At 66.6% G+C, this 19,525-nt stretch carries 18 protein-coding genes; 3 read left to right on the plus strand and 15 right to left on the minus strand.

The window, feature by feature from the left end:
- Positions 1–239: 239 nt before the first annotated feature.
- Together mobF and AC0L5F_RS01600 are read left to right on the plus strand one after the other, a co-directional pair.
- Positions 240–3,779, plus strand: coding sequence for a MobF family relaxase (gene mobF, locus AC0L5F_RS01595; protein ID WP_473314854.1), 3,540 nt, complete (start codon positions 240–242; stop codon positions 3,777–3,779).
- Between the two features lie 109 nt (positions 3,780–3,888).
- Positions 3,889–4,218, plus strand: a complete 330-nt coding sequence (locus tag AC0L5F_RS01600; RefSeq protein ID WP_473314855.1) for a hypothetical protein — start codon at positions 3,889–3,891, stop codon at positions 4,216–4,218.
- 374 nt (positions 4,219–4,592) lie between these two features.
- Here the strand turns inward: AC0L5F_RS01600 and AC0L5F_RS01605 are convergent, their stop codons facing one another.
- The 15 genes from AC0L5F_RS01605 to AC0L5F_RS01675 all read right to left on the minus strand — a co-directional run bounded on the left by AC0L5F_RS01605 (position 4,593) and on the right by AC0L5F_RS01675 (position 19,067).
- Positions 4,593–5,099: a DUF3152 domain-containing protein gene (locus tag AC0L5F_RS01605; RefSeq protein WP_473314856.1), complete on the minus strand. Its 507-nt coding sequence runs from the start codon at positions 5,097–5,099 to the stop codon at positions 4,593–4,595.
- 525 nt (positions 5,100–5,624) lie between these two features.
- Positions 5,625–6,143 carry a DUF305 domain-containing protein gene (locus AC0L5F_RS01610; protein WP_473314857.1) on the minus strand — a complete coding sequence of 173 codons (519 nt, stop codon included), beginning with the start codon at positions 6,141–6,143 and terminating at the stop codon, positions 5,625–5,627.
- A gap of 110 nt (positions 6,144–6,253) precedes the next feature.
- Positions 6,254–6,706, minus strand: coding sequence for a hypothetical protein (locus AC0L5F_RS01615; RefSeq protein ID WP_473314858.1), 453 nt, complete (start codon positions 6,704–6,706; stop codon positions 6,254–6,256).
- A 408-nt stretch (positions 6,707–7,114) separates the two neighbouring features.
- Positions 7,115–7,984: a ZIP family metal transporter gene (locus AC0L5F_RS01620; protein ID WP_473314859.1), complete on the minus strand. Its 870-nt coding sequence runs from the start codon at positions 7,982–7,984 to the stop codon at positions 7,115–7,117.
- 68 nt (positions 7,985–8,052) lie between these two features.
- On the minus strand, positions 8,053–8,898 hold the full coding sequence (locus AC0L5F_RS01625) for a F510_1955 family glycosylhydrolase (RefSeq protein ID WP_473314860.1): 846 nt from the start codon (positions 8,896–8,898) through the stop codon (positions 8,053–8,055).
- A gap of 38 nt (positions 8,899–8,936) precedes the next feature.
- Positions 8,937–10,322 (minus strand): NADH-quinone oxidoreductase subunit N, encoded by a 1,386-nt coding sequence (locus AC0L5F_RS01630; protein ID WP_473314861.1) that lies wholly within the window; start codon positions 10,320–10,322, stop codon positions 8,937–8,939.
- 10 nt (positions 10,323–10,332) lie between these two features.
- Positions 10,333–11,820, minus strand: coding sequence for a complex I subunit 4 family protein (locus AC0L5F_RS01635; RefSeq protein ID WP_473314862.1), 1,488 nt, complete (start codon positions 11,818–11,820; stop codon positions 10,333–10,335).
- Between the two features lie 2 nt (positions 11,821–11,822).
- Positions 11,823–13,700, minus strand: coding sequence for a proton-conducting transporter transmembrane domain-containing protein (locus AC0L5F_RS01640; protein ID WP_473314863.1), 1,878 nt, complete (start codon positions 13,698–13,700; stop codon positions 11,823–11,825).
- Positions 13,700–14,002 (minus strand): NADH-quinone oxidoreductase subunit NuoK, encoded by a 303-nt coding sequence (locus AC0L5F_RS01645; protein ID WP_473314864.1) that lies wholly within the window; start codon positions 14,000–14,002, stop codon positions 13,700–13,702. Before AC0L5F_RS01645 ends, AC0L5F_RS01640 begins: the two co-directional genes overlap by 1 nt.
- Positions 13,999–14,571 carry a hypothetical protein gene (locus tag AC0L5F_RS01650; protein WP_473314865.1) on the minus strand — a complete coding sequence of 191 codons (573 nt, stop codon included), beginning with the start codon at positions 14,569–14,571 and terminating at the stop codon, positions 13,999–14,001. The genes AC0L5F_RS01645 and AC0L5F_RS01650 overlap by 4 nt, the downstream gene beginning before the upstream one ends.
- Positions 14,572–14,599: 28 nt before the next feature.
- Complete coding sequence (locus tag AC0L5F_RS01655; RefSeq protein WP_473314866.1) at positions 14,600–15,529, minus strand: complex I subunit 1 family protein; 930 nt, start codon at positions 15,527–15,529, stop codon at positions 14,600–14,602.
- Complete coding sequence (locus tag AC0L5F_RS01660; RefSeq protein WP_473314867.1) at positions 15,526–16,503, minus strand: hypothetical protein; 978 nt, start codon at positions 16,501–16,503, stop codon at positions 15,526–15,528. The genes AC0L5F_RS01655 and AC0L5F_RS01660 overlap by 4 nt, the downstream gene beginning before the upstream one ends.
- A gap of 44 nt (positions 16,504–16,547) precedes the next feature.
- Positions 16,548–16,889: an NADH-quinone oxidoreductase subunit A gene (locus AC0L5F_RS01665; protein WP_473314868.1), complete on the minus strand. Its 342-nt coding sequence runs from the start codon at positions 16,887–16,889 to the stop codon at positions 16,548–16,550.
- A 16-nt stretch (positions 16,890–16,905) separates the two neighbouring features.
- Positions 16,906–18,243: a multicopper oxidase family protein gene (locus AC0L5F_RS01670; protein WP_473314869.1), complete on the minus strand. Its 1,338-nt coding sequence runs from the start codon at positions 18,241–18,243 to the stop codon at positions 16,906–16,908.
- A gap of 368 nt (positions 18,244–18,611) precedes the next feature.
- Positions 18,612–19,067 (minus strand): hypothetical protein, encoded by a 456-nt coding sequence (locus AC0L5F_RS01675; RefSeq protein WP_473314870.1) that lies wholly within the window; start codon positions 19,065–19,067, stop codon positions 18,612–18,614.
- A gap of 108 nt (positions 19,068–19,175) precedes the next feature.
- On the opposite strand from AC0L5F_RS01675, the gene AC0L5F_RS01680 reads away from it, so the two are divergent.
- Positions 19,176–19,499: a metal-sensitive transcriptional regulator gene (locus AC0L5F_RS01680; protein ID WP_473314871.1), complete on the plus strand. Its 324-nt coding sequence runs from the start codon at positions 19,176–19,178 to the stop codon at positions 19,497–19,499.
- The last annotated feature ends 26 nt before the right edge of the window (positions 19,500–19,525 follow it).

Consider the following 19,525-nt stretch of genomic DNA (forward strand, 5'->3'; position numbering starts at 1 on the left):
CATTCGCTCGGAAGGCAAGGGCTGCTCACGATTTAGTCCTGCTCTTGTGTCGCCGGATATCGTCTCCGACCCGAGGTGAAACGCCGCAACGTGCCCCGCCCAGGCCGCCCCGGGCACCCCCGTATTCCTGCTGTCCACACGTCTGGCACCGCGAGGTTGGGTCAGTGGTTTGGCTCCGCAAGTTCGGGGTCCTGGCTCGGCGGTGCGTGCATACCTTCACGGCGAGGAGGTGCGACGCGATGACCGTTTCCATGCACAAGATGTCTGCGGGGGACGGCTACCAGTACCTGCTCCGGAGCGTGGTTGCTGGCGATGGCGACCGGAGTCTCTCCACACCGTTGACGCGCTATTACGCCGAGACCGGAACACCGCCTGGACGTTGGATGGGATCAGGAGTCGGTGAGTTCGGCCAAGGCGAGTTGACACCCGGGACCGTCGTCTCTGAAGCCCAACTCGAGCTCCTCCTCGGCATGGGTCGTGACCCAGTGACGGGCGAGCGGCTTGGTTCGGGTCACCAGACTTTCGCCACGGTCAGGAAGCGGGTCGAGGACCGGATCGAGGCGCTGACCCCGCACCTCAACGAGGAGGAACGCGCGGCCCTAGTCGATGAGATTGAATCAGACGAAGCACGCAAGGGCGCGAGGACCGCCACCGCGGGGTTTGACTACACATTCAGTGTGCCGAAGTCAGTCTCGGTCCTATGGGCTGTGGCTGATGCAGGAACGCAGTCGCTGATCGTCGAGGCGCATCACGAGGCGGTCGCCGAGGTGCTCGCGTTCTTGGAGCGGGAAGTTGCGGTGACCCGGGCGGGCGCCAATGCCCGCGATGGGGCCTCAGCCCAGCACGCGGTCAGAGGAGTGGCGGCGACCGCATACGACCACTGGGACTCCCGGGCGGGCGATCCGCAGCTTCATACCCATGTTGTCGTAGCCAACAAGGTTCGCACTGAGTTCGACGGCAAGTGGCGCACTCTCGACAGTCGCGCGCTCTTTGCTTCGGTCGTTGCGGTGTCCGAGCACTACAACGCCGTACTCGCCGACGTGCTGACTCGCTCGTTCGGTGTGGAGTGGGAGCGGCGCGCCCGGGGTGCCAATCGCAACCTCGCATTCGAGATCAAAGGTGTCAGCGAAGAGCTGATTTCGGAGTTCTCCAACCGTTCACGGGCGATCGAGATCGAGAAGGACCGGTTGATCGAGGAGTACGTCGCGAAGCACCCCGGGCGCCGCCCGGGCTTGGCCACGATCATCAAGCTTCGCGCTGAAGCCACGCTCAGGACTCGCCCCGAGAAGCACGTCCGATCGCTCGCCGAGTTGACCGCCGACTGGCGTCCCCGGGCGACCCGGTTGCTTGGTGCAGACGCCACTACGTGGGCGCGAGCACTCACCACGGGCGGCACTCGTGGATTGCTCCGTGCCGACGACATCACGCCTGACGCTGTGCTTGAGGTTGCCCGGGCAACGGTTGGCCAAGTCAGCGAGAAGCGGGCGACCTGGAAGCACTGGAACCTGTGGGCCGAGGCCTCCCGGCAAACCGTCGAATGGCGCTTCGCCAGCGTCGCCGATCGCGAAGCGGTGGTCGGCCAGATCGTTGAGGAGGCCAAGCGGGTTTCGGTCGCACTGACGCCGCCCGAGCTGGCGTTCAGCCCAGGAGTCTTCCAGCGAAGCGACGGCACGAGCCTATTCCGTCCTCAACACTCCATCGCGTACTCGTCCGAGGAGATAATCGCCGCCGAAGGCCGGCTCATTACTCGCGCAGATGAAATGTCCGCCCCGACCGTCGGAGTGTCCGTGGTCGAGGCAATCGGGAAGAAGGAGGTGCTTGGGCACCTGCTCAGCGACGATCAGGTTCGAACTCTTTCGACCATTGCAGTGTCCGGTCGGCAGGTCGATCTCCTGATCGGTCCGGCAGGGGCCGGCAAGACAACCGCCATGCGCGCGCTCCACAATGCGTGGACCGAGGCACATGGCTCAGGCAGCGTCATCGGCCTCGCTCCCTCGGCAGCCGCCGCGCAGGTGCTCGCTGAAGACCTCGGAATCGATTGCGACAACACGGCCAAGCGGCTGCACGAGCACGATCACGGACGTGCCGGGTTCAAGCGCGGCCAGTTCGTGATCATCGATGAGGCAACGCTGGCAGGCACGCTCACCCTTGACCGGCTCACTGGACTTGCCGCAGGCGCTGGAGCCAAGGTGCTTCTTGTGGGGGACTGGGCTCAACTGCAGTCGGTCGATGCTGGCGGCGCGTTCCCACTCCTCGCATCCGCGCGGACCGATGCCCCCGAGCTGACCGAGGTACGTCGCTTTACCCACGGATGGGAGAAGGCGAGCTCGCTGGATCTGAGGCACGGGCGCATCGAGGCAATTGGCGCCTACGTACATCACGGTCGGGTGCGCGAAGGTGCGGTTGCCGACATGATTGACGCTGCCTACCTCGCGTGGCGTGCGGACCTTCGCGCCGGACGGAGCAGCGTCCTCGTGACCGAGGCGAGCAGGGACGTCATCGACCTGAACGAACGCGCGCGCGCCGAGCGCATCCGCGATGGCGAGACGTCAGCGAGTCAGGAGGTCGAACTTGCCGACGGTACCCGGGCATCAGCCGGAGACCTCGTCATCACGCGTCACAACGAACGCCGCATCAAGCCCATGCGCGGCGGATGGGTCCGCAATGGTGATCGCTGGCGCGTCTGCGACGTTCGAGGCGATGGATCGATCGTGGTTAAACGGCTCGGCATGCGGGTCAGCGCGTCGGTAGTCCTCCCAGCTGGTTATGTCGCTGAGCATGTCGATCTGGGCTACGCCATCACCGCTCATCGAGCGCAGGGCATCACCGTCGACACCTCGCACGTCGTGGTGTCCGGTGCGACGACCAGAGAGAACCTCTACGTCTCGATGACCCGAGGTCGAGACTCCAACATCGCGTACGTCGCGCTCGACCGACCCGACGACAGCCACGCGGTGCCGAGCGCCGACGACGTCACCGCGCGCACCATCTTGTTCGGCGTGCTTCAGCACTCCGGCGTGGAACTCTCAGCCCACCAGATGATCGAGGATGAGCAGGAGCACTGGTCTTCGGTCGCACAGCTCGCTGCCGAGTACAACACCATCGCGGCCGAGGCCCAGCGAGATCGCTGGATCGCGGAGCTCGAGCGGGCCGGGCTGACCGACCAACAGGTCGATGACGTGGCCGCATCGGATTCCTTCGGGGCGCTGACCGCCGAGCTTCGCCGAGCGGAGGCCGACCACTACAAGATCGCAAAGTTGCTGCCCGACCTCGTCACTCGCCGAGGCGTCGAGGACGCAAAGGACATCGGTGCTGTGCTTGTGTCCCGCATCGAGCATGCGACGTCCCGGCCCAAGCGGGGCCAGCGCGGGCGTCCGCCTCGGCTGATCGCGGGCCTGATCCCGGTTGCTGACGGACCGATGGACGAGGAGATGGCGCGTGCCCTCACAGAGCGCCAGGAATTGATGGAGTCCAGGGTCGCTACGCTCGTCGAGGCAGCAATCAGCACGCGTGAACCGTGGCTGACACGGCTTGGTGAGGCGCCCGAAGATCCACAGGAACGTGAACGCTGGGCGTCGTCGATCAGGACTGTCGTGGCGTACCGCGACCGCTACGGCGTCACGTCGCAGGCAGTCCTCGGCGCGGAGGCCGAGACGGATGCTCAGAAGCTCGATCGTTCTCGGGCACGAGATGCCATCCGGCGGATTAAGGAGATCAACAGCGCCCGGTCAGACGACCGGGGGCGCGCCCGTGTCGTCGACGTGCCGACGCTCGGATAATCCACGGACCGGTTTTCCACGGAGTTGTCCACAGCTCGTGCAGCGTTCCGGGTACGGCTGCGGAGGCGAGCGTAGAGGTGGAGTGAGCCGTCACCCGAAGGAGAACCTCATGCTCACCTTGCTTTGGAACCTCAGCACAGCGATCCGTGGATACCTGCGCTTCTATATGCCGACCAATCGGGCCGTCGACTGGCTCCGCACGCCGCAAGGCCTCAAATGGGCCGGTCCCGCGGCCCTCGTGTCGGTGCCCGCCTATCTGTTCGGAATGAGCTTCTGTGCGGTAATCGTCGCTGACGGGGGCCCGGGTTATCTCAACTTGCTGGTGATCCTGTTCTTCTGGAATGCCATGAAATTCGCCTGCTTGGCAGTTCTCGCGCCGATTCTGCAGCTTGCGAGGGACATTGACGCGGTTCGGTCTGCGCGGGCCACGCCTCGCTAACATCGGTCGCAGAACCGAGATCTGGCACGGTCACCTTGCCACCGCCGCGCACTCCACGGCGTCGCACGTCCCACAGGGCCGCTCGTCCGCTGCCACGGGGGCGACGCCGTCTCCCGACGCCGTGGTCGTCATGGTCTGCACGACGGCCCCATTGCCAGGCATGGGCATGCTCATCGTCGTGGCGACGACGGTGCACATCGACCCCAATCCCAGAGCCAGCAGCAGTGCGACGACCGGTCTGGTCCAGCCGATCCGACGACCGGCAGGCGTGGCGATCACCTGGTGAGCGTAGACGTCGACCGACCGAGCCGCCGGTCCACAGCGGTCCTGGTGGTGCGCACGTGGAGCACAGCGCGATGGTCCGCCTGATGAGCTCATGGCCACGGGTTCGCCTTGCAACCGTCGAGTCCGAGCGTCTGCTGGAGCATCACCGGAGCGAGCGCGCCCGGGGACGGGCACGGCGCGTGTCCCAGACCCAAGGCGTGTCCGACCTCGTGGTTGACGACGTACTGGCGGTACATGCTCAGGCTGTCGTAGTACTCGACACCCTGGACCCACCTCTTGGCGTTGATGACCACGTCGTTGCCGTTGCGGCACGACACCTCGCCTCTGGTCTGGAGAGGGGCGCACAGGGCGTCGGTGGTGGCGGGGCTGGCCAACACGACTCGGAGGTCAGCGCCGGCCGATCGTTGGAACGAGAACTGGCCGTCGGCCGTCCAGCCGCGCCGGTCGCCGAGCGTGGTGTCGACCGCAGAGGCGAACCGGTCTGCGGTGATGTCCAGACCGCGCTCCACCTCGACCCGATACCTGACCAGTCGTCCTTCGTTGCCGGCCCGCTCTCCTCGACCCGTCGCGGCGTCGAAGGTTCCGGCACCCTGCACGGGCACAGTCGTCGGGTCAACGACCGGGGTGGGTACCGGTGTCGAGGCGTCAGGCTTCGGCTCTAGCACCTCCGCCGTGGCCACGGACGGCGCGGGCGAGAGGGCGACGGCAGGCTGTGTCGACGGCGCTGGGCCGGACGAACTGGCCCAGGCGAGACCCGTTGCGGACACCGTGACTGCCACAGCAACACCGGCCACGACCTTGCGCAGCCTGTTCGACGATGACGCCCGGTGCCGGCCATCAAGGTTCACAGGACAGGCTCCCAAGTCAGTTCAGCAACGGTGCCGTGATCGATACCGGTGGTCGTGGCAGCGAACAGGACGTGATCTTCGATGGCGAAGACCTGAGGTTGTCCGGGCAGGCGGCCGCACATGTCGTCGGGCTGGGCGAAGAAGTCTGGGAGCAGAGCTGCCGCCTGGGAGCGCGCACCAACGGCGGCACTGGATGTGAGAAGAGTTCGAGTCATGGTGAACGACGGAAGGTCGCCCGAGCCGCCAGGGAGGCGGCTCGGGCAACAGCTTCTGTCAGGCCGTGAGGAGTTTCTGCATCTCGGCGACCTCGGCCGTCTGGGCCTGCTCAATCTTCTGGGCCAGGGACACCGCGTCACCGTCCTTGCCATCGGTCTGTTCGACCTTGGCCATCTCGATCGCGCCGTTGTGATGCTCGACCATCATGGTCAGGAACAACTTGTCGAATGCCTCGCCCGAGGAGTCTCGAAGCTGCGACATCTGGTCATCGCTCATCATGCCGGGCATGGAGCTCATGCTTCCCATGCCGGACATCTCCTCAGGAACCTTCTCGCCCCAGGTCTTCAGCCACGACGACATGGTGTTGATCTCCGGGTCCTGAGCCCCTTCGATGCGGTCCGCGAGGTCGAGAACTTCTGCGTTCTCGGTTCGTGATGCCGCCAGCGCCGCCATCTCGGTGGCCTGACGGTGGTGCGGGATCATGTCGGTCGCGAACGAGATATCCGCGGAGTTGAAGCCGGCATTGGCCGACGAGTCGTCGTTGCTAGAGCAGGCAGTCAGCAATGCTGCTGCCACGGCGATCAGTGTCGCCACAGTCATTCGAGTACGCACGCTTGTTCTCCTTGTTGGTCTGCTTGACGGGTTGGGTGAGCGGATCGCGCCCCGAGGGGTCGCGAGATCACCTGTCAGCAGCGGATGACAGCAGTGCGTTGCAAGGGTGTGAGCTGCTCGAAAGCAGCCCGGACAGTGCCCAGTCGAATGAGTGCCGGTGGCGGACGTTGCCAGAGGACACGATGAAGGGGCTGGCGCCGGAACGCGACGTACGCGCCGACCGCGACCAGCAAGGCCAAACACATCGCCATCAGGCCACCGCAGTCGGGGATCTGCCCTTCGTGCCCGTGACCTCCGCCGTCGGGATTGGCCGCGGCGCCTGCGGTGGAGGACGCCGGATCTGCCGGTTCATGGTGCAGAGCCGTCGCGACGGTGGCGACGGTGGCCATCTCGGCGCGCTCGGCCGTCGGCGCCTGCGCCAACAGGCTGTGCATGGCGACGATGCCGAGGATGAGGGCAGGCGCCAGCAGCGCCAGCAGCCACGGTGAGCTGTCCGGCGCCACAAAGCGCTGAACCCAAGTCTTCATTGCGTCCGACTGTACCGGAGGTTCCCAGTGCGGCAGCGGTGAGCGGCACATCCAGTAAATACCCCATGGGGGTACTTTCTGACAAGTTGGCCTACTCCGCAGGGGTATCTTCAACGACGAAGATCGACATGCCCACCACCCAGTTCCAGGTCACCGGGATGTACGACGGAGGCTCCGGCGCGCGCCAGCGGTCCCGAAGGCCGAGACGAGCCACGTCACCAGGTCGCCCGTTGGGCGACACAGATCGACCGGCCTGAAGGTTCGTGCTCTCCGATGACGCGACCCGGGACCTGCTCGATCAGGTGGGATAGTTCTCGGTCGCTTCGCCGCGGATCGGGCGAAGTGCGGCCCGAGACAGCGCCGCGGCCGCGGGGCTGGCCCAGTTGTGGTCGGCCATCCTGCTAGGAGTCAGACGCCGCCGGCGATGACGATGCCATCGGTGATGAAGCCGGCAAGGACTCCGATCAGCAGGCCGATCGCGACAAGATCGGTCCGTCGGGCCTTCGCGACCACTCCGAGGAGTTGCGCGATGACGTAGACGATCGAGCCTGCTGCCAGAGTCAGGAAGGCGACGCTGACCGGTTCGGAGGTGAAGCTGTGGCCGATCGCAGCGCCGACGAACGTGGGGCCGCCGCCGATCGCGGCCAGGGTCAGGAGGAATGACCATGTCGGGAGCCGTGTGGTTCCGGCGTCGTCGAGGTCACCGGCGAGCGGTGCCACGATGCCGAAGCCCTCGGTGGCGTTGTGGAGAGCGAATCCGATCACCAGGACAGTGGCGAGAGCGATCTCGTCACTGGCTGCTGCCTGCCCGATGGCGAGGCCCTCAGCGAAGTTGTGGAGTCCGATTCCGACGGCAATCATCAATGACAGCTGCTTGGCCGGAGACCACGTGATGGTGGGCTTCGTCTGTGTAGTTCCCTGCGACGACAGGACGGCTTCGTGAGTCGGTGCGTCCTTGAGCGTTGTTCGGGCCATGTGCCGGTCGAAGACGACCAGCCCGAGAAGTCCGAGGGACAGCCCGCCGACGAACAGAGCGCCGTACCCGAGGATCTGTCCTGCGCTGCCATTGCCGGCATGAACGGCGCCGAGAGCGGCGTCGATGGGCTCCCACGCAGCCGACATCACATCCCAGAAAAGAAAGAGGAGCACGCCCACAGCGGTCGAGCTCAGCACCAGCCGCAACTGTGGTGCGGGCTGCTTCAACCGGCCGACAGGGAGCCCGATGACGATGGCGCCGCCAGCTATCAGGCCGAGCAGCAGGGTGGTTGACAGGCTCATGGGTGGATTCGTCTTCCGTTCATTAGGCAAGGCCACCTATGTAGGCGCGCGGCGCAACTTTGGCGCGATCAAGTCGTCGTGATCAGAAGTCTTTCCCACGTGCTGCCGTCGTCGATCGACTGGAACAAACCGTCGCCGGTGGCCGCGAGCCACGTGTCGGATCGAACGCTCAGGGCCTCAGGAGGAGACTCGAGTGAGGTCTTCGCCTTCCACGAGCGTCCATCGTTGGTCCCGAGGTAGACCGAGCCTGTGGGTCCGACTCCGACGATCTCGCCGTCTAGGGTGCGGTCGACGAAGACCATCTGCGGAGCTCCTTCGACTGCGGCGGGTTGAGCTCCATCGGTGATCTCGGTCAGGGTGCCGGTTTCTGTGGTAGCCAGCAGCTGGTCGGGTGCTGTGGGGTTCGCGGCGATGTCGATGAACTGGCCACGAACGATGGTGCGCCAGGTTGTCCCACCGTCGTCGCTTGCGAGGATCTCGCCGGCCGAGCCGTAGGCATAGGTGGCGTTGCCTGCTGTGTCGATGGCGTGGAAGTCCGCCGTGCCGCCGAGCGACAACGACGACCAGCTCGACGCGCCATCGGTGGACCTGATCAGCCCGAGCGGGTTGGGGTCCGTGGAGCCGGGTGCGGGGTGGCCGCTGGCCAGGAACTGGTCTGGGCCGGCGATGGTGAAGCCCATCGTGTCCTGGGCTCGGTCGGCCACCAGGGTGGGTGATCCGTCGTCGAGGTGGAAGACCCCGTTGTGGCTGGCGACGTAGACCAGCCCATCGGCTGGGTTCAACCCGATCCCGTGGACGTGTCCGAAGACCGACTCGGCAGCGGGCAGGGCTGTCTCCTGCTCGGATGCGGCACACCCGGCGGCTGCCATGAAAGTGATCGCGGCGATGGCGAGGCGGGTGGGGCGAAGGTGCATGGGGATGATCCAGTTCTGTTGAGACGAGAGGGGACGAGTCATGTCAAGGTCAGCAGGACGGGTCCAGCAACCAGTCCGAGAATCAGGGTCGATGCGCTGACCGAGTAGGCCAGCCACGGGACGCGGACCGCCGTGGGTGCTGATGCTGCGTCGCTGGGGCGCAGCGTGGCCCGGATCCAGCGCAGGTAGTAGAACAGGCTGGCGACGGTGTTGAGTGCCAGTGCGACAGCCAGCCAGGCCAGGCCGGCATCCCACGTCGATGACAAGGTGGTGAGCTTGCCGACGAACACCGCCGTGGGTGGCGTGCCGACGAGGCCGAGCAGCGCGACCACCAGGGCGGCGACCAGACCCGGTCGGGAGGAGGCCAGGCCGGCCCAGTCATCGAGGGAGCGGCGGTCCAGTTCGGCGGCCACGACGGCGAAGACGGCGAGGTTCGTGAGCGCGTATCCGGCGAGGAAGAACAGCAGGGCGGGGGTGCCGAGATCCGTGCGACCGACCACGGCTGCGGCTGCCAGTAGATAGCCGACCTGGCTGACGGTGGACCAGCCCAGCAGTCGGCGGACGTCGGTTTGCGCCAGCGCGGCGAGGTTGCCGATGGTCATGCTCGCCACCGCGAACACTCCGAGCACCGTGGCCCATCTCAGGTCTCCGGGCAGGATCGACATCAGTCGGGTGATGGCAACGACGGCGCCGATCTTGGGGATGGTGGTCAGGAAGGCGGCTGCCGTGACCGAGGCGCCCTCGGTGGCATCGGGAACCCAGAAGTGTCCGGGAACTCCGCCGGCCTTGAACAGCAGGCCTGACAGGACCATCACCCCGCTAGCCGCGACCACCGCCGGCGACGCGTCCTGCAGCTGGATCTGCACGACCGGATAGCCGGTGCCGCCGGCGACGGCGTAGAGCAGGACGGCGCCGAGCATCAGCACGATGCCGAACATCGCGCCGAACAGGTAGGTCTTGAGCGCAGCCTCCGCTGACCTGGGTTGAGCGACGATGCCCACGAGTCCGTACAAGGGGATGCTGGACAGCAGGAACGCAACGATCAGCAGCGCGAGATCGGTGGTCCCGGCCAGGAGCAGGGTGCCGGCGCCGCCGAACAGGATGAGGCTGCACGTCTCGCTCTCGCGAGGGTGGTCGCGCACGTCGCTGCCGGCCATCGCCAGCACGACGAGAATCGCTGAGGCCACGATGACTCGAGCCGCCGCTGTGGAGGTGTCAGCCTCGAAGGTGCCGGAGAAAGCGGTGGCCGGCTCGCCGGTCCACGCCACGATCGCTGAAATCAGTGCGCCGGACGTCGCGACGGCGGCGAGGCATCGCATGCGCCACTGCTGGGTGCGGGGGGTGAAGGAACCGCCGACCAGACACGTCATGCCGCCCAGGAACAGCAGTGCTTCGGGCAGCAGGGTCAGCAGATCGGTTCGCATGTCCATCGGTTCAGCGCCCCACGAGCTGGGTGACAGTTCCGGCAACGGGCTCGATCAGGTCGAGCAGGGGTCCGGGCAGCAACCCGATGAGGACCGAGAGGGCAAGCAGGAGAGCGACGGGAATGGTCTCGCGCGGCGTCACGTCGGCGAATCGCTTCGACAGATTCTTCGTCGGGCCGGTGAAGACCTGCTGGATGGTCCGAAGGAACAGCGCAGCGGTGATCAGGATGCCGACGGCGGCGATGGCCGTGGCCGGAACGGTGGCGATGCTGCCGGCGAAGATCTGGAACTCGGCGATGAAGCCGGACAGCGCTGGCAGGCCCAGCGACCCGAAGGCGGCGATCGTGAACAACGTGGCGTACCGGGGGGCTGGGCCGGCGAGGCCGCCATAGGCGTCGAGGTCGTAGCTCTTCGTGCGCTCGAACATGCTTCCCGCCAGAAGAAACAGCGCTGCGGTCAGCAACCCGTGGCTGACCATCTGGGTCACGGCGCCCGTGACCGCCACACGGCGGGCCTCGTCGGCGCCGTCGTACAGGACTCCGGCCGCGCCGACGGCGATCACGACGTAACCCATGTGATTCACCGAGGTGTACGCGATCATCCGTTTGAGATCGGTCTGGGCCAACGCGACGAGCGCGCCCCAGAGCACCGAGACGACTCCGATGACGATGATGACCGGAGCCCACGCCCGCCAGGCGTCGGGAAGCATCGGCATGGCGATCCGCACGAAGCCGTAGGTCCCCATCTTCAGCAGCACGCCGGCCAGGACGGCCGATCCGATCGCCGGTGCGTCGCTGTGCGCGGGCGGCAACCAGGTGTGGAACGGGAACGTCGGCGTCTTCACCGCCAGTCCGAGAAGCACCGCCGCCAGCACCAGTCCGCCAGCGAGCCCCTGTCCTTGTAGTGGGGGGTTGGCCGCCAGCTCGACCATGTCGAAGGTGTGAGGAGCCGAGGCGACGTAGAGACCGACGAAGCCCAGCAGAAGCGCCAGCGAACCCAGGAAGGTGTAGAGGAAGAACTTGAGCGCTGATCGTGCTGCGTCGCCGTGTCCCCAACCGCTGATGACGAAGTACATCGCCACGATCGACAGGTCGAAGAAGACGAAGAACACGATGAGGTCAGCCGAGACGAACAGTCCGATGCAGACGCCTTCGAGGAAGAGGAACAGTGCTGCCTGCAACCGAGGGCGATCGGTGTCGGTCACGGCGAACACGGCGCACGCCAGGAAGATGACGGTGGTCATGACCACCAGCGGCAGCGACAACCCGTCGACGCCGAGGTGATAGCTGGAACCGACGCCGGGGATCCACTGGACACGTTCCTCGAACGCGAGCTCGCCCGAGCGGGGAGTCTCGTAGAGCGCCCACGTGGCCACGGCAAGGACAACCTCGAGCCCGGTGACAGCAATGAACACGGCGCAAGCCATCCGTCGGTCGATCTGGGGCAGCAGCAGAACTGCCGCGGCGACGACGGGCAGGAACACGAGGAAGGAGAGCACATTCACCTCACGGCGACGAGGACGACAACGGCGATGCCCAGAACGAGCAGCGCCTGCAGGTAGTACTGGTGAAGCTGACCGGTCTGGGGTCGACGCGCGACGGCACCCGCACGCCGAACCGCGGACGTGACCTGCCCGACCGCACGGTCGACGACCACGTCGTCGAGGCGAGCCGCGGTGCGTGCGACGCTCATCGACGCCCGAGCGACACCCATCACCGCGCGGTCGAGGATCAGATCGTCAGCGCGAGCCATCAGCCCAGCAAGACGCACAGTCGGGCGGACGACGACCCGGTGCGTCATCGATTCCAGGTGCAACCAGTCGACCAACACCGACGGCCAGGAAATCGCTGCGCCTGGCGCCCGGCGGCGCATCGTGACACCGGTCGCGACCAGGACGCCGATCGCCACCAGCGCGGAGACCACCAGCTCACCGACACCGGGCTCTGGTGTGCCTGCTCCCACGAGGCTCCGGAACGGGGCGGACAGAGGCGGCAGCACCAACGCTCCGAGCACGATCCCTCCGACCGCCAGGGGGATGAGGGTCAAGGCGGCACGCCGCGGCACCCGACGGGTTCCACGGCGTTCCTCGTCCCACGCGGACTCGACCCCCTCCGGCGCCTTCCGCGTCAGGATGAACAGGGCCTTGCCGGCGTACCCGGCTGCGAGGGCTGCGCCGAGCAGGCCGGTGACGTACAGAAGCGGGGAGTGTTCGAGCGCCCCGGCAAGCACGGCATCCTTGGTGGCCCACAGAGCCAGAGGGGGGATGCCGGCCAAGGACAGCAGGCCAGCGGCTGCGCATGCGCCGACGGCCGGCCAGATGCGCGCCGCCCCGGTGAGTGCGGACAGCCGCTTGGTTCCCAGAGCCTCCAGCCACAGGCCCGCTGCGAGGAACAGTCCGGCCTTGACCGCTGCATGGGCGATCAGGTGAGTGGCGCCGGCGGCCGTCGCCCCGACTCCGGCCGCGAGCACCACGAAACCCATCTGGGCAGCGGTCGATGCGGCCAGCAGCTGTTTGAGATCGCTCTGGGCGATCGCGACAGCACCGAGTGCCACAGCGGTGCCGGCTCCCACCCATGCGGTGGCGTCGTCGGCCCATCCCGTCGCCGCGAGAGTGGGCGACACGCGCAGCAGGAGATAGCCACCCATGGCGACCATCGCTGCTGAGTGCAGCAGAGCGCTGACCGGGCTGGGCCCGTGCATGGCGCGGGACAGCCAGAAGGTGAAGGGCAGCTGTGCGGCCTTGCCCAGACCGGCGACCAGCAGGCCGGCGGCGATCACGTCCCGCCACCCCGACGACGCCTGGGACAGCGACGACAGACCCAGGCCGGCGCCGCCGGCCAGCGCGGCACCGGACGCGATGTAGAGGCCGAGGTCTGCGGTGCGAGTCGTGAGGAACGCCGTCGTGCCGGACGCCACGGAGACGGTGTCTCGCCAGTGGTAGCCGATCAGCGCGAACGATGTCGCACCCATGACCTCCCACGACAGCAACAGGGTCGGCAACGTCGTGGCCAGCACGGTCATCATTGCGGCTGCGACGAAGACCAGCATGAGTCCGTGGAATCTTGCTGTGCGCAGCTCATTTGTGCTGGTGGATGCTGACAGCACCAGCCACGCCACGATGGCCACCATCGGCAGGACCGACGCGGCCAGCCCGTCGACACCGAGGCTGAGGTCCGAACCGGCGATGAAGGGAGTGGACACGACGGGTCTGTCCCCGCCGATCGGGACAGCGACGGCCACGGCCCCGGCGGCGAGCGCTGCCGCGGTGGCGACCCCGACGGCCGGAGCCCACCGGTCCGCTGGTGCGCCGAGGATCGCCAGAGCAGAGCCCACGAGGGCCGGGAGCACCACCACGAGGATGAGGACGACGTCGAGCATCAGCCGTTCAGCTCCGCAGCCATGTCCGTCATGTCGTGCCCGGCCTGGCGGTGCAGCACGGTGGCGACCGCGAACCCCATCGCCATCTCGACGGTCATCGCCGCGATGATCACCAAGAGCAGCACCTGACCAGACGGGTCCGGGGCAAGGAACCACCACGAACCGGCGGCAGCGAGGATGACGCCGTTGATCATGAGCTCGAGGCCCATCATCACCATGACGACCACCTGCTGCGACAGCGCGCCATACACGCCGACCGCGATGAGGGCGGCCGCCACCAGGAGAACGGCTTGCAGGGTCATCGACCAACACCCCCGTGATGCGGCTCGTCGGCCGACTCGCGATCAAGATCGTCGCCCAGCCGGTCGTAGCGACTGCGATGAGAGGACAGGACGACACCAGCGACGATGGTGGCGACCATGACCGGGCTCATCGCGATCATGACCAGCATGTGCGAATCCATCAACGCCTCACCGAGCGACGCGGTGACGTCAAGACTGGGTGCCCCCCGGCGGGTGGGCCACGGCACCAGGACAGCACCGGACCCGAGCAGCAGGAACGTCGCCACTCCAGCGGCGATCGACGAGCGGTGCGAGTGCACCATGCTCATCGGCATCAGTGCGGGGTTCATGCCCATGAACATGACCATGTACACGGCCATGACAGCCATCTCCATGACCATCATCAAGATCACGATCACGCCCATGTATGCCTGACCGAGCAACAGCAGCGAGATGCCCACGGCGACGAAGGACACTGCCAGCGCATAGGTCGCACGTGCCATCGAGTCCACATAGAACACGGCCGCACCAGCGGCGACGGCGACGACCGCGCACACCCAGAACGCCACGTCGGCGACTGCGAAGCTCATCAGGAGACCTTTCTCGTGGGACGGGCCATCAGTGGGTCGCGACCGCGATGATGGAGACGACGAGGTCCTGGGCCACGACCAAGGGCAGGACGATCACCCAGCCGATCTCGAGCAGCTTGTCGGGCCGCAGAGTGGGAACCACCCGGCTGAGGCTGACCAGCCCGATGCACACGATGAGGGTCTTGATCAGGACCCACGCTGCCCCGGGAAGCAGCGGACCGGCGCCACCGCCGAGGAACAGGGGCACCGCGGCAGCTGATCCTGCGACCAGCAGGGCGTGTCGCCCGCCCAGCACGAGAAGCCGGTCGATTCCGGCCAGCTCGGTCAGGATCCCGCCCTGGATGTCGGTGCCTGCGCCGGGATCCATGGGTGGTCGAACCGAGAACCCCACGACGCCCCAGCAGTAGGCAGCGAACGCCACCGGCGCCCACACGACGAACCACAGGCCGTCCTGTGCTGCGCTGATAGTCGAGAGGTCGAGACTGCCTGCGGCGATGGCGGGGGCTGTCAGGGCGAACATCAGCGGCAGCTCGTACCCGAGGGCCAGGGCCAGGAAGCGGTACCCGCCCACGAGGCTGGTCAGGGAGTTCGCGCCCCATCCCAGCAGCCACATCACCGCCCAGGCGACGACGTCGAGGGCATTGATCCACACCACGCCCAGCGGGTGGTCCACCAGCGCATGCGCACCGAGCGGAACGAAGGCCACGATCATGATCGCCAGCGGAATCACGGCCGAGGATGCAGAGCGCCACAGCAACCTGTCTGCCGACACCGTCCGTCGAGGACGCTGGCGCATCAGCCGAGCCGTCTCGCGCATCGGATCGGCGAACCCGGAGAGCGCGGATCTCCCGCGGCCGTGGGCATCGAGGGCGTGGGAGTATCCGGCGACGCCCAGCGCGGCCGCAGCCAGCGCCGCCATGACCGGGATGACGTAGAACCACGGCAACGAGGTGGTCACGAGGTCGCCCCCTCAGCACTCACCTGCATGTCAGCGCTCAGCGCCGCCACCCAGAGCCGCACCGCGGCAAGTTCCTGGCCGCGAACGAGCTCCGCAAGTGCCTCTGGCGATGGCCAGGCTTCCGGCTCGGGCGCGTCATCGTCACGGAGCAGGCCTGAAGCCCGCTCGACGAGACCAACGAGCTGGTCGTGCAGGCCGCGGACATCCCCGTGAGGATCGGTGACGGTCATCTTGCGCCACAGCCAGCGGAGCAGTCGCTGGCGTCTGACTCGCGCCACGAGGTCGTCCACGTCGCGGGGATCCACCGAGGAGTCGGTCAAGCAGCGATCTCGCAGCCGTCGCGCGCCCGCTGACTCGGCGGGAAGTCCGGCGAGCGAGAGCAGCGAGGCCGCTGCATCGAGCAGGCGTGCCGCACGCTCGGGCGGCGTGTCTGGAGCCTGGACGGTGCCGGGGGAGTCGAGCTGTTCGGCTGTCGCGTGGGTGACGACGTCACCGTTCAGGGTGAGATGAAGCACCAGACCCGCTGGCCAGTGCGTCAGCACTGGACCGAGCGGCAGGTGCAGCTCATCCATCTCCAGGCCGTCACGGTCATCTGCGCCCTCGGCCAGGCTGATGCCATCGGGGCTCATCGCACCGTGATCGTGGCCCTCCGACGTTTCACTCTCGCGAGAATCACTCATGTTGTGCGGTGAGGGAGTGTCGTGATGGTGGTGCTCGGTGCGGCTCGTCAGGCTGGCGTGAGCGTGGGTGAACGCAGTCTCGATTCCGTCCTTCTCGTCGATCTCGACCTTGGCCCGCGGCTCGGACATCTGCGTCCAGACGTGATCGATGACGGCCCTGAGATCGGGCCCGGGGGTGCCGACAACCACCAGGAGGTCAGCGTCGGCGACGGTTTCGGCCTGGCACCACCGGGCAGCCTCGGCTGCCTGCTCGACCGCGACCCGAAGGTGAAATGCTCCGGGCGCCTCGACCATCAAGACATGGGCGCGAGCAGTCGCCGACCAGGACGCCCATGAGCTCAGACCCATCGGAAGGCCCCCTCGCGTCGAGCCCACATGACCGCGAGCAGCAGCATCAGCAGGAAGCCGAACATCTCGACGATCGCGCCCGGTCCGAGACCGCTCACCACCACCGCCCAGGGGTACATGAACAACATCTCGACGTCGAAGGCGAGGAACACGATGCTCGCGGTGTACCAGCGAACGTGATAGCGCGACAGCGCGTGCTCACTCGGACGATGTCCGGACAGCCACGGCTCGGTGATGAACGGGTCTGCTGCGACGGCCGTCAGGCGCACGAGCAGCCGCAGGCCGACGACTCCCACCAGCGAGACGGCGAGCACCAGCACCAGCGGCATCATCTACACATACCTCCGCTCATGACACGTATGAAACGACGGTCATCATGCCGAGCTCGCCGTGGTAGACGTTGTGGCAGTGCATCAGCCACTGCCCTGGGTTCACCGCGTCGAAGTCGATCGACTGAGTGCTCATGGGCAGCACGTTGACGGTGTCCATGCGCGTTCCGTTGCCAGCCAGCGCGAAGGTGTGTCCGTGCAGGTGCATCGGGTGGAACATGGTCGTGGTGTTCTTCATCCGGATGCGGACGCGGTGGTCCTGGCGGATCTCGAGCGGTTCGTGGTCGGCGTAGGTCTTGCCGTTGAGCAGCCACTCGCGGCCGCCTCGCCCCATGCCCAAGGTCAGGTCGAGCGTCTGGTCGACGGTCTTCATCGGCAGTCGGACGGCGTCGGTGGGGGAGAGGTCGGCGTAGGTCAGCAGCCGCTTGGTGAGCTCCGGCACACCGCGTGGATCGCTCGGCGCGGTGCTGCTTCGCGAGGTGCGCAGCACTGCCGACGCGGCAGGGTCGTCCTTGCCCTCAGGGACAGCGGCAATGACGAAGGTGCCGTCGCCCGCCGTGATCACGACGTCGTAGCGCTCACCCATGCCGACGATGAACGCATCGGTCGTGACGGGTTTCGTGGGGTAGCCGTCGGCGTGCGTGACCGTGAGCTCGTGGTCCTGGATCGCGAACCGGTACGCGGTGTCCCCGCCCGCGTTGATCACGCGGAGCTTGATCCGCTGCCCGGGCTTTGCCTCGACGGTGATCGGGTCGGTGGGGAGGCGGCCGTTGATGAGGTGGCCGGGATAGGTGACGTCGCCGGTGTCCTCACCCAGCGGCTGAGCCTTGGTGGCCTTCATGTCCATGCCGGCCATGTCCATCCCGCCCATACCCGACTTCTGCATGTCCTTGAAGATCGCCGCGGGCCGCGGGCCCCAGCCGTCGGTCCAGTCGTCCAGCATCAAGATCGCCTCGACGTCGAAGTCCCCGGGCTCGGCCGGATCGTCGATGATCAGCGGGCCGTACAGACCGGTGTCGAGCTGGGTCCCGACATGGGGGTGGTACCAGTACGTGCCCGGATCAGGTGCCTTGAAGGTGTAGTCGAACTCGGCGCCGGGCTTCACCGCTCGCATGGTCAGTCCGGGCACGCCGTCCATGTCGTTGCGCAGGGCCAGTCCGTGCCAGTGGACGGTGGTGGTCGTGTCGAGATTGTTCTGCAGGCTGATGCGCAGGTCGTCGCCGCTCGTGGCACGGATGAGGGGACCGTGGACCGAGCCGCCGAATGCCCGGGTGTCGACGACGCGCCCACCGAGATCGATCTGGGTCCGTTCTGCAACCAGCGACGCCGAGACGGAGTTGCCGGTCGAGGATCGCATGGCCTCAGTCCTGCTGATCAGTGGGCTGCCGGGGCCGACGGCATTCGGTCTGTTGCGGACGACGTAGGTCGTGCCGGCGGCGCCGAGTCCGACGATCGCCGTCGTCGCGATTCCTGCGCTGAGGAAGGTGCGGCGGTTCAGGCCGTGTGGTGAATCGTTGGTAGACGGTGTTTCGGAGGTGCTGTTCATCATGGCTCCTGGATGGCGCAGACGTCTGTGCGGAGGGCACGCAACAACCGCATGCTATACCCCCGAGAGGTATGCGCGACTATCGGTGTAAGGGCGTGAAACGAGCAGTCGGATCAGCGCGGCCAGCCAAGAACCGCGATGCGGTCAAGGCGACATCCGGCGCTGATAAGTCTTCTGGCTCAGAGTCGGAGCACAGCAGTGCGTTGCAGCGGCGACAAAGAGAAAGACGGGGCAAGCGCGCGCCCCAGGCTGAAGGTATGGGGCGGTGGCAGCTGCCACAGGACGCGCCCCAGACTGGTTCTGCGCGACCGGGCCAGCGCCAGGGCCCCGATACCCAGGATCATCGCGATGCACAGCGTCAGCAGCCCGCAGCAGTCGGCCATTGACCATCCGCTGCTGACCTGGGGCATCGCCGCGGGGGAGGCCTGAGTCACGGTCACGTCTGATGTGGCGGTGGCCGGCTCATGGGCCGACAGTGGCGTCAGTGTCATGGTGTGCGATGCGGTACCTGCTGATTGCGAGTCCGCGACCATCGAGTTGAACATCGCGACGATTCCGACGATGAGCAGCGCACTGAACCACCGGCGTGCCCACACAGGCGCTTGCCGCCGCATGGTCGCGAGGGTCGGGTGCACGACTCCACCGTATCGGGTGCAGTAGTGGTAGGGCGTCATAGTTTGAAAAACATACCATAGGGGGGTATGGTTAGCTAGTCATCACCATTGAACGTCCGGGAGCACACCATGTCCGAGATCCAACCGCCCACTGAGCCACAGTCTCAGCACAGCTACATCGCCAACCACACGAAAGGCGACTACCTCAAGCGACTGCGTCGCATCGAGGGACAGGCGCGTGGGCTGCAGCGCATGGTGGAGGAGGAGCAGTACTGCATCGACATCCTGACCCAGGTCTCGGCGATGACGAAGGCGCTTCAGTCGGTCGCGCTCGGTCTGCTCGACGAGCACATGGCGCACTGCGTGGTCAATGCCGTCCGGGAGGACGGTCATGAGGCCGAGATCAAGCTCAAGGAAGCCTCCGACGCGATCGCCCGACTCGTCCGCTCCTGAATCAATCGTTCCACCCCGAAAGAAGG

The organism is Aeromicrobium sp. 10G20-16, assembly GCF_055809665.1.

Bases quoted from the DNA above. Each gene is read 5' to 3' on its own strand.
- AC0L5F_RS01620 (WP_473314859.1), bottom strand. From the start codon at position 7,984: ATGAGCCTGTCAACCACCCTGCTGCTCGGCCTGATAGCTGGCGGCGCC.
- AC0L5F_RS01650 (WP_473314865.1), bottom strand. From the start codon at position 14,571: ATGAGCTTCGCAGTCGCCGACGTGGCGTTCTGGGTGTGCGCGGTCGTC.
- AC0L5F_RS01665 (WP_473314868.1), bottom strand. From the start codon at position 16,889: ATGATGCCGCTGGTGCTGGTGCTCGCCGTCTCGCTGGTGGGAGTCGTC.
- AC0L5F_RS01625 (WP_473314860.1), bottom strand. From the start codon at position 8,898: ATGCACCTTCGCCCCACCCGCCTCGCCATCGCCGCGATCACTTTCATG.
- AC0L5F_RS01630 (WP_473314861.1), bottom strand. From the start codon at position 10,322: ATGCGAACCGATCTGCTGACCCTGCTGCCCGAAGCACTGCTGTTCCTG.
- AC0L5F_RS01615 (WP_473314858.1), bottom strand. From the start codon at position 6,706: ATGAAGACTTGGGTTCAGCGCTTTGTGGCGCCGGACAGCTCACCGTGG.
- AC0L5F_RS01660 (WP_473314867.1), bottom strand. From the start codon at position 16,503: ATGGTCGAGGCGCCCGGAGCATTTCACCTTCGGGTCGCGGTCGAGCAG.
- AC0L5F_RS01640 (WP_473314863.1), bottom strand. From the start codon at position 13,700: ATGCTCGACGTCGTCCTCATCCTCGTGGTGGTGCTCCCGGCCCTCGTG.
- AC0L5F_RS01680 (WP_473314871.1), top strand. From the start codon at position 19,176: ATGTCCGAGATCCAACCGCCCACTGAGCCACAGTCTCAGCACAGCTAC.
- AC0L5F_RS01645 (WP_473314864.1), bottom strand. From the start codon at position 14,002: ATGACCCTGCAAGCCGTTCTCCTGGTGGCGGCCGCCCTCATCGCGGTC.
- AC0L5F_RS01670 (WP_473314869.1), bottom strand. From the start codon at position 18,243: ATGCGATCCTCGACCGGCAACTCCGTCTCGGCGTCGCTGGTTGCAGAA.
- AC0L5F_RS01600 (WP_473314855.1), top strand. From the start codon at position 3,889: ATGCTCACCTTGCTTTGGAACCTCAGCACAGCGATCCGTGGATACCTG.
- mobF (WP_473314854.1), top strand. From the start codon at position 240: ATGACCGTTTCCATGCACAAGATGTCTGCGGGGGACGGCTACCAGTAC.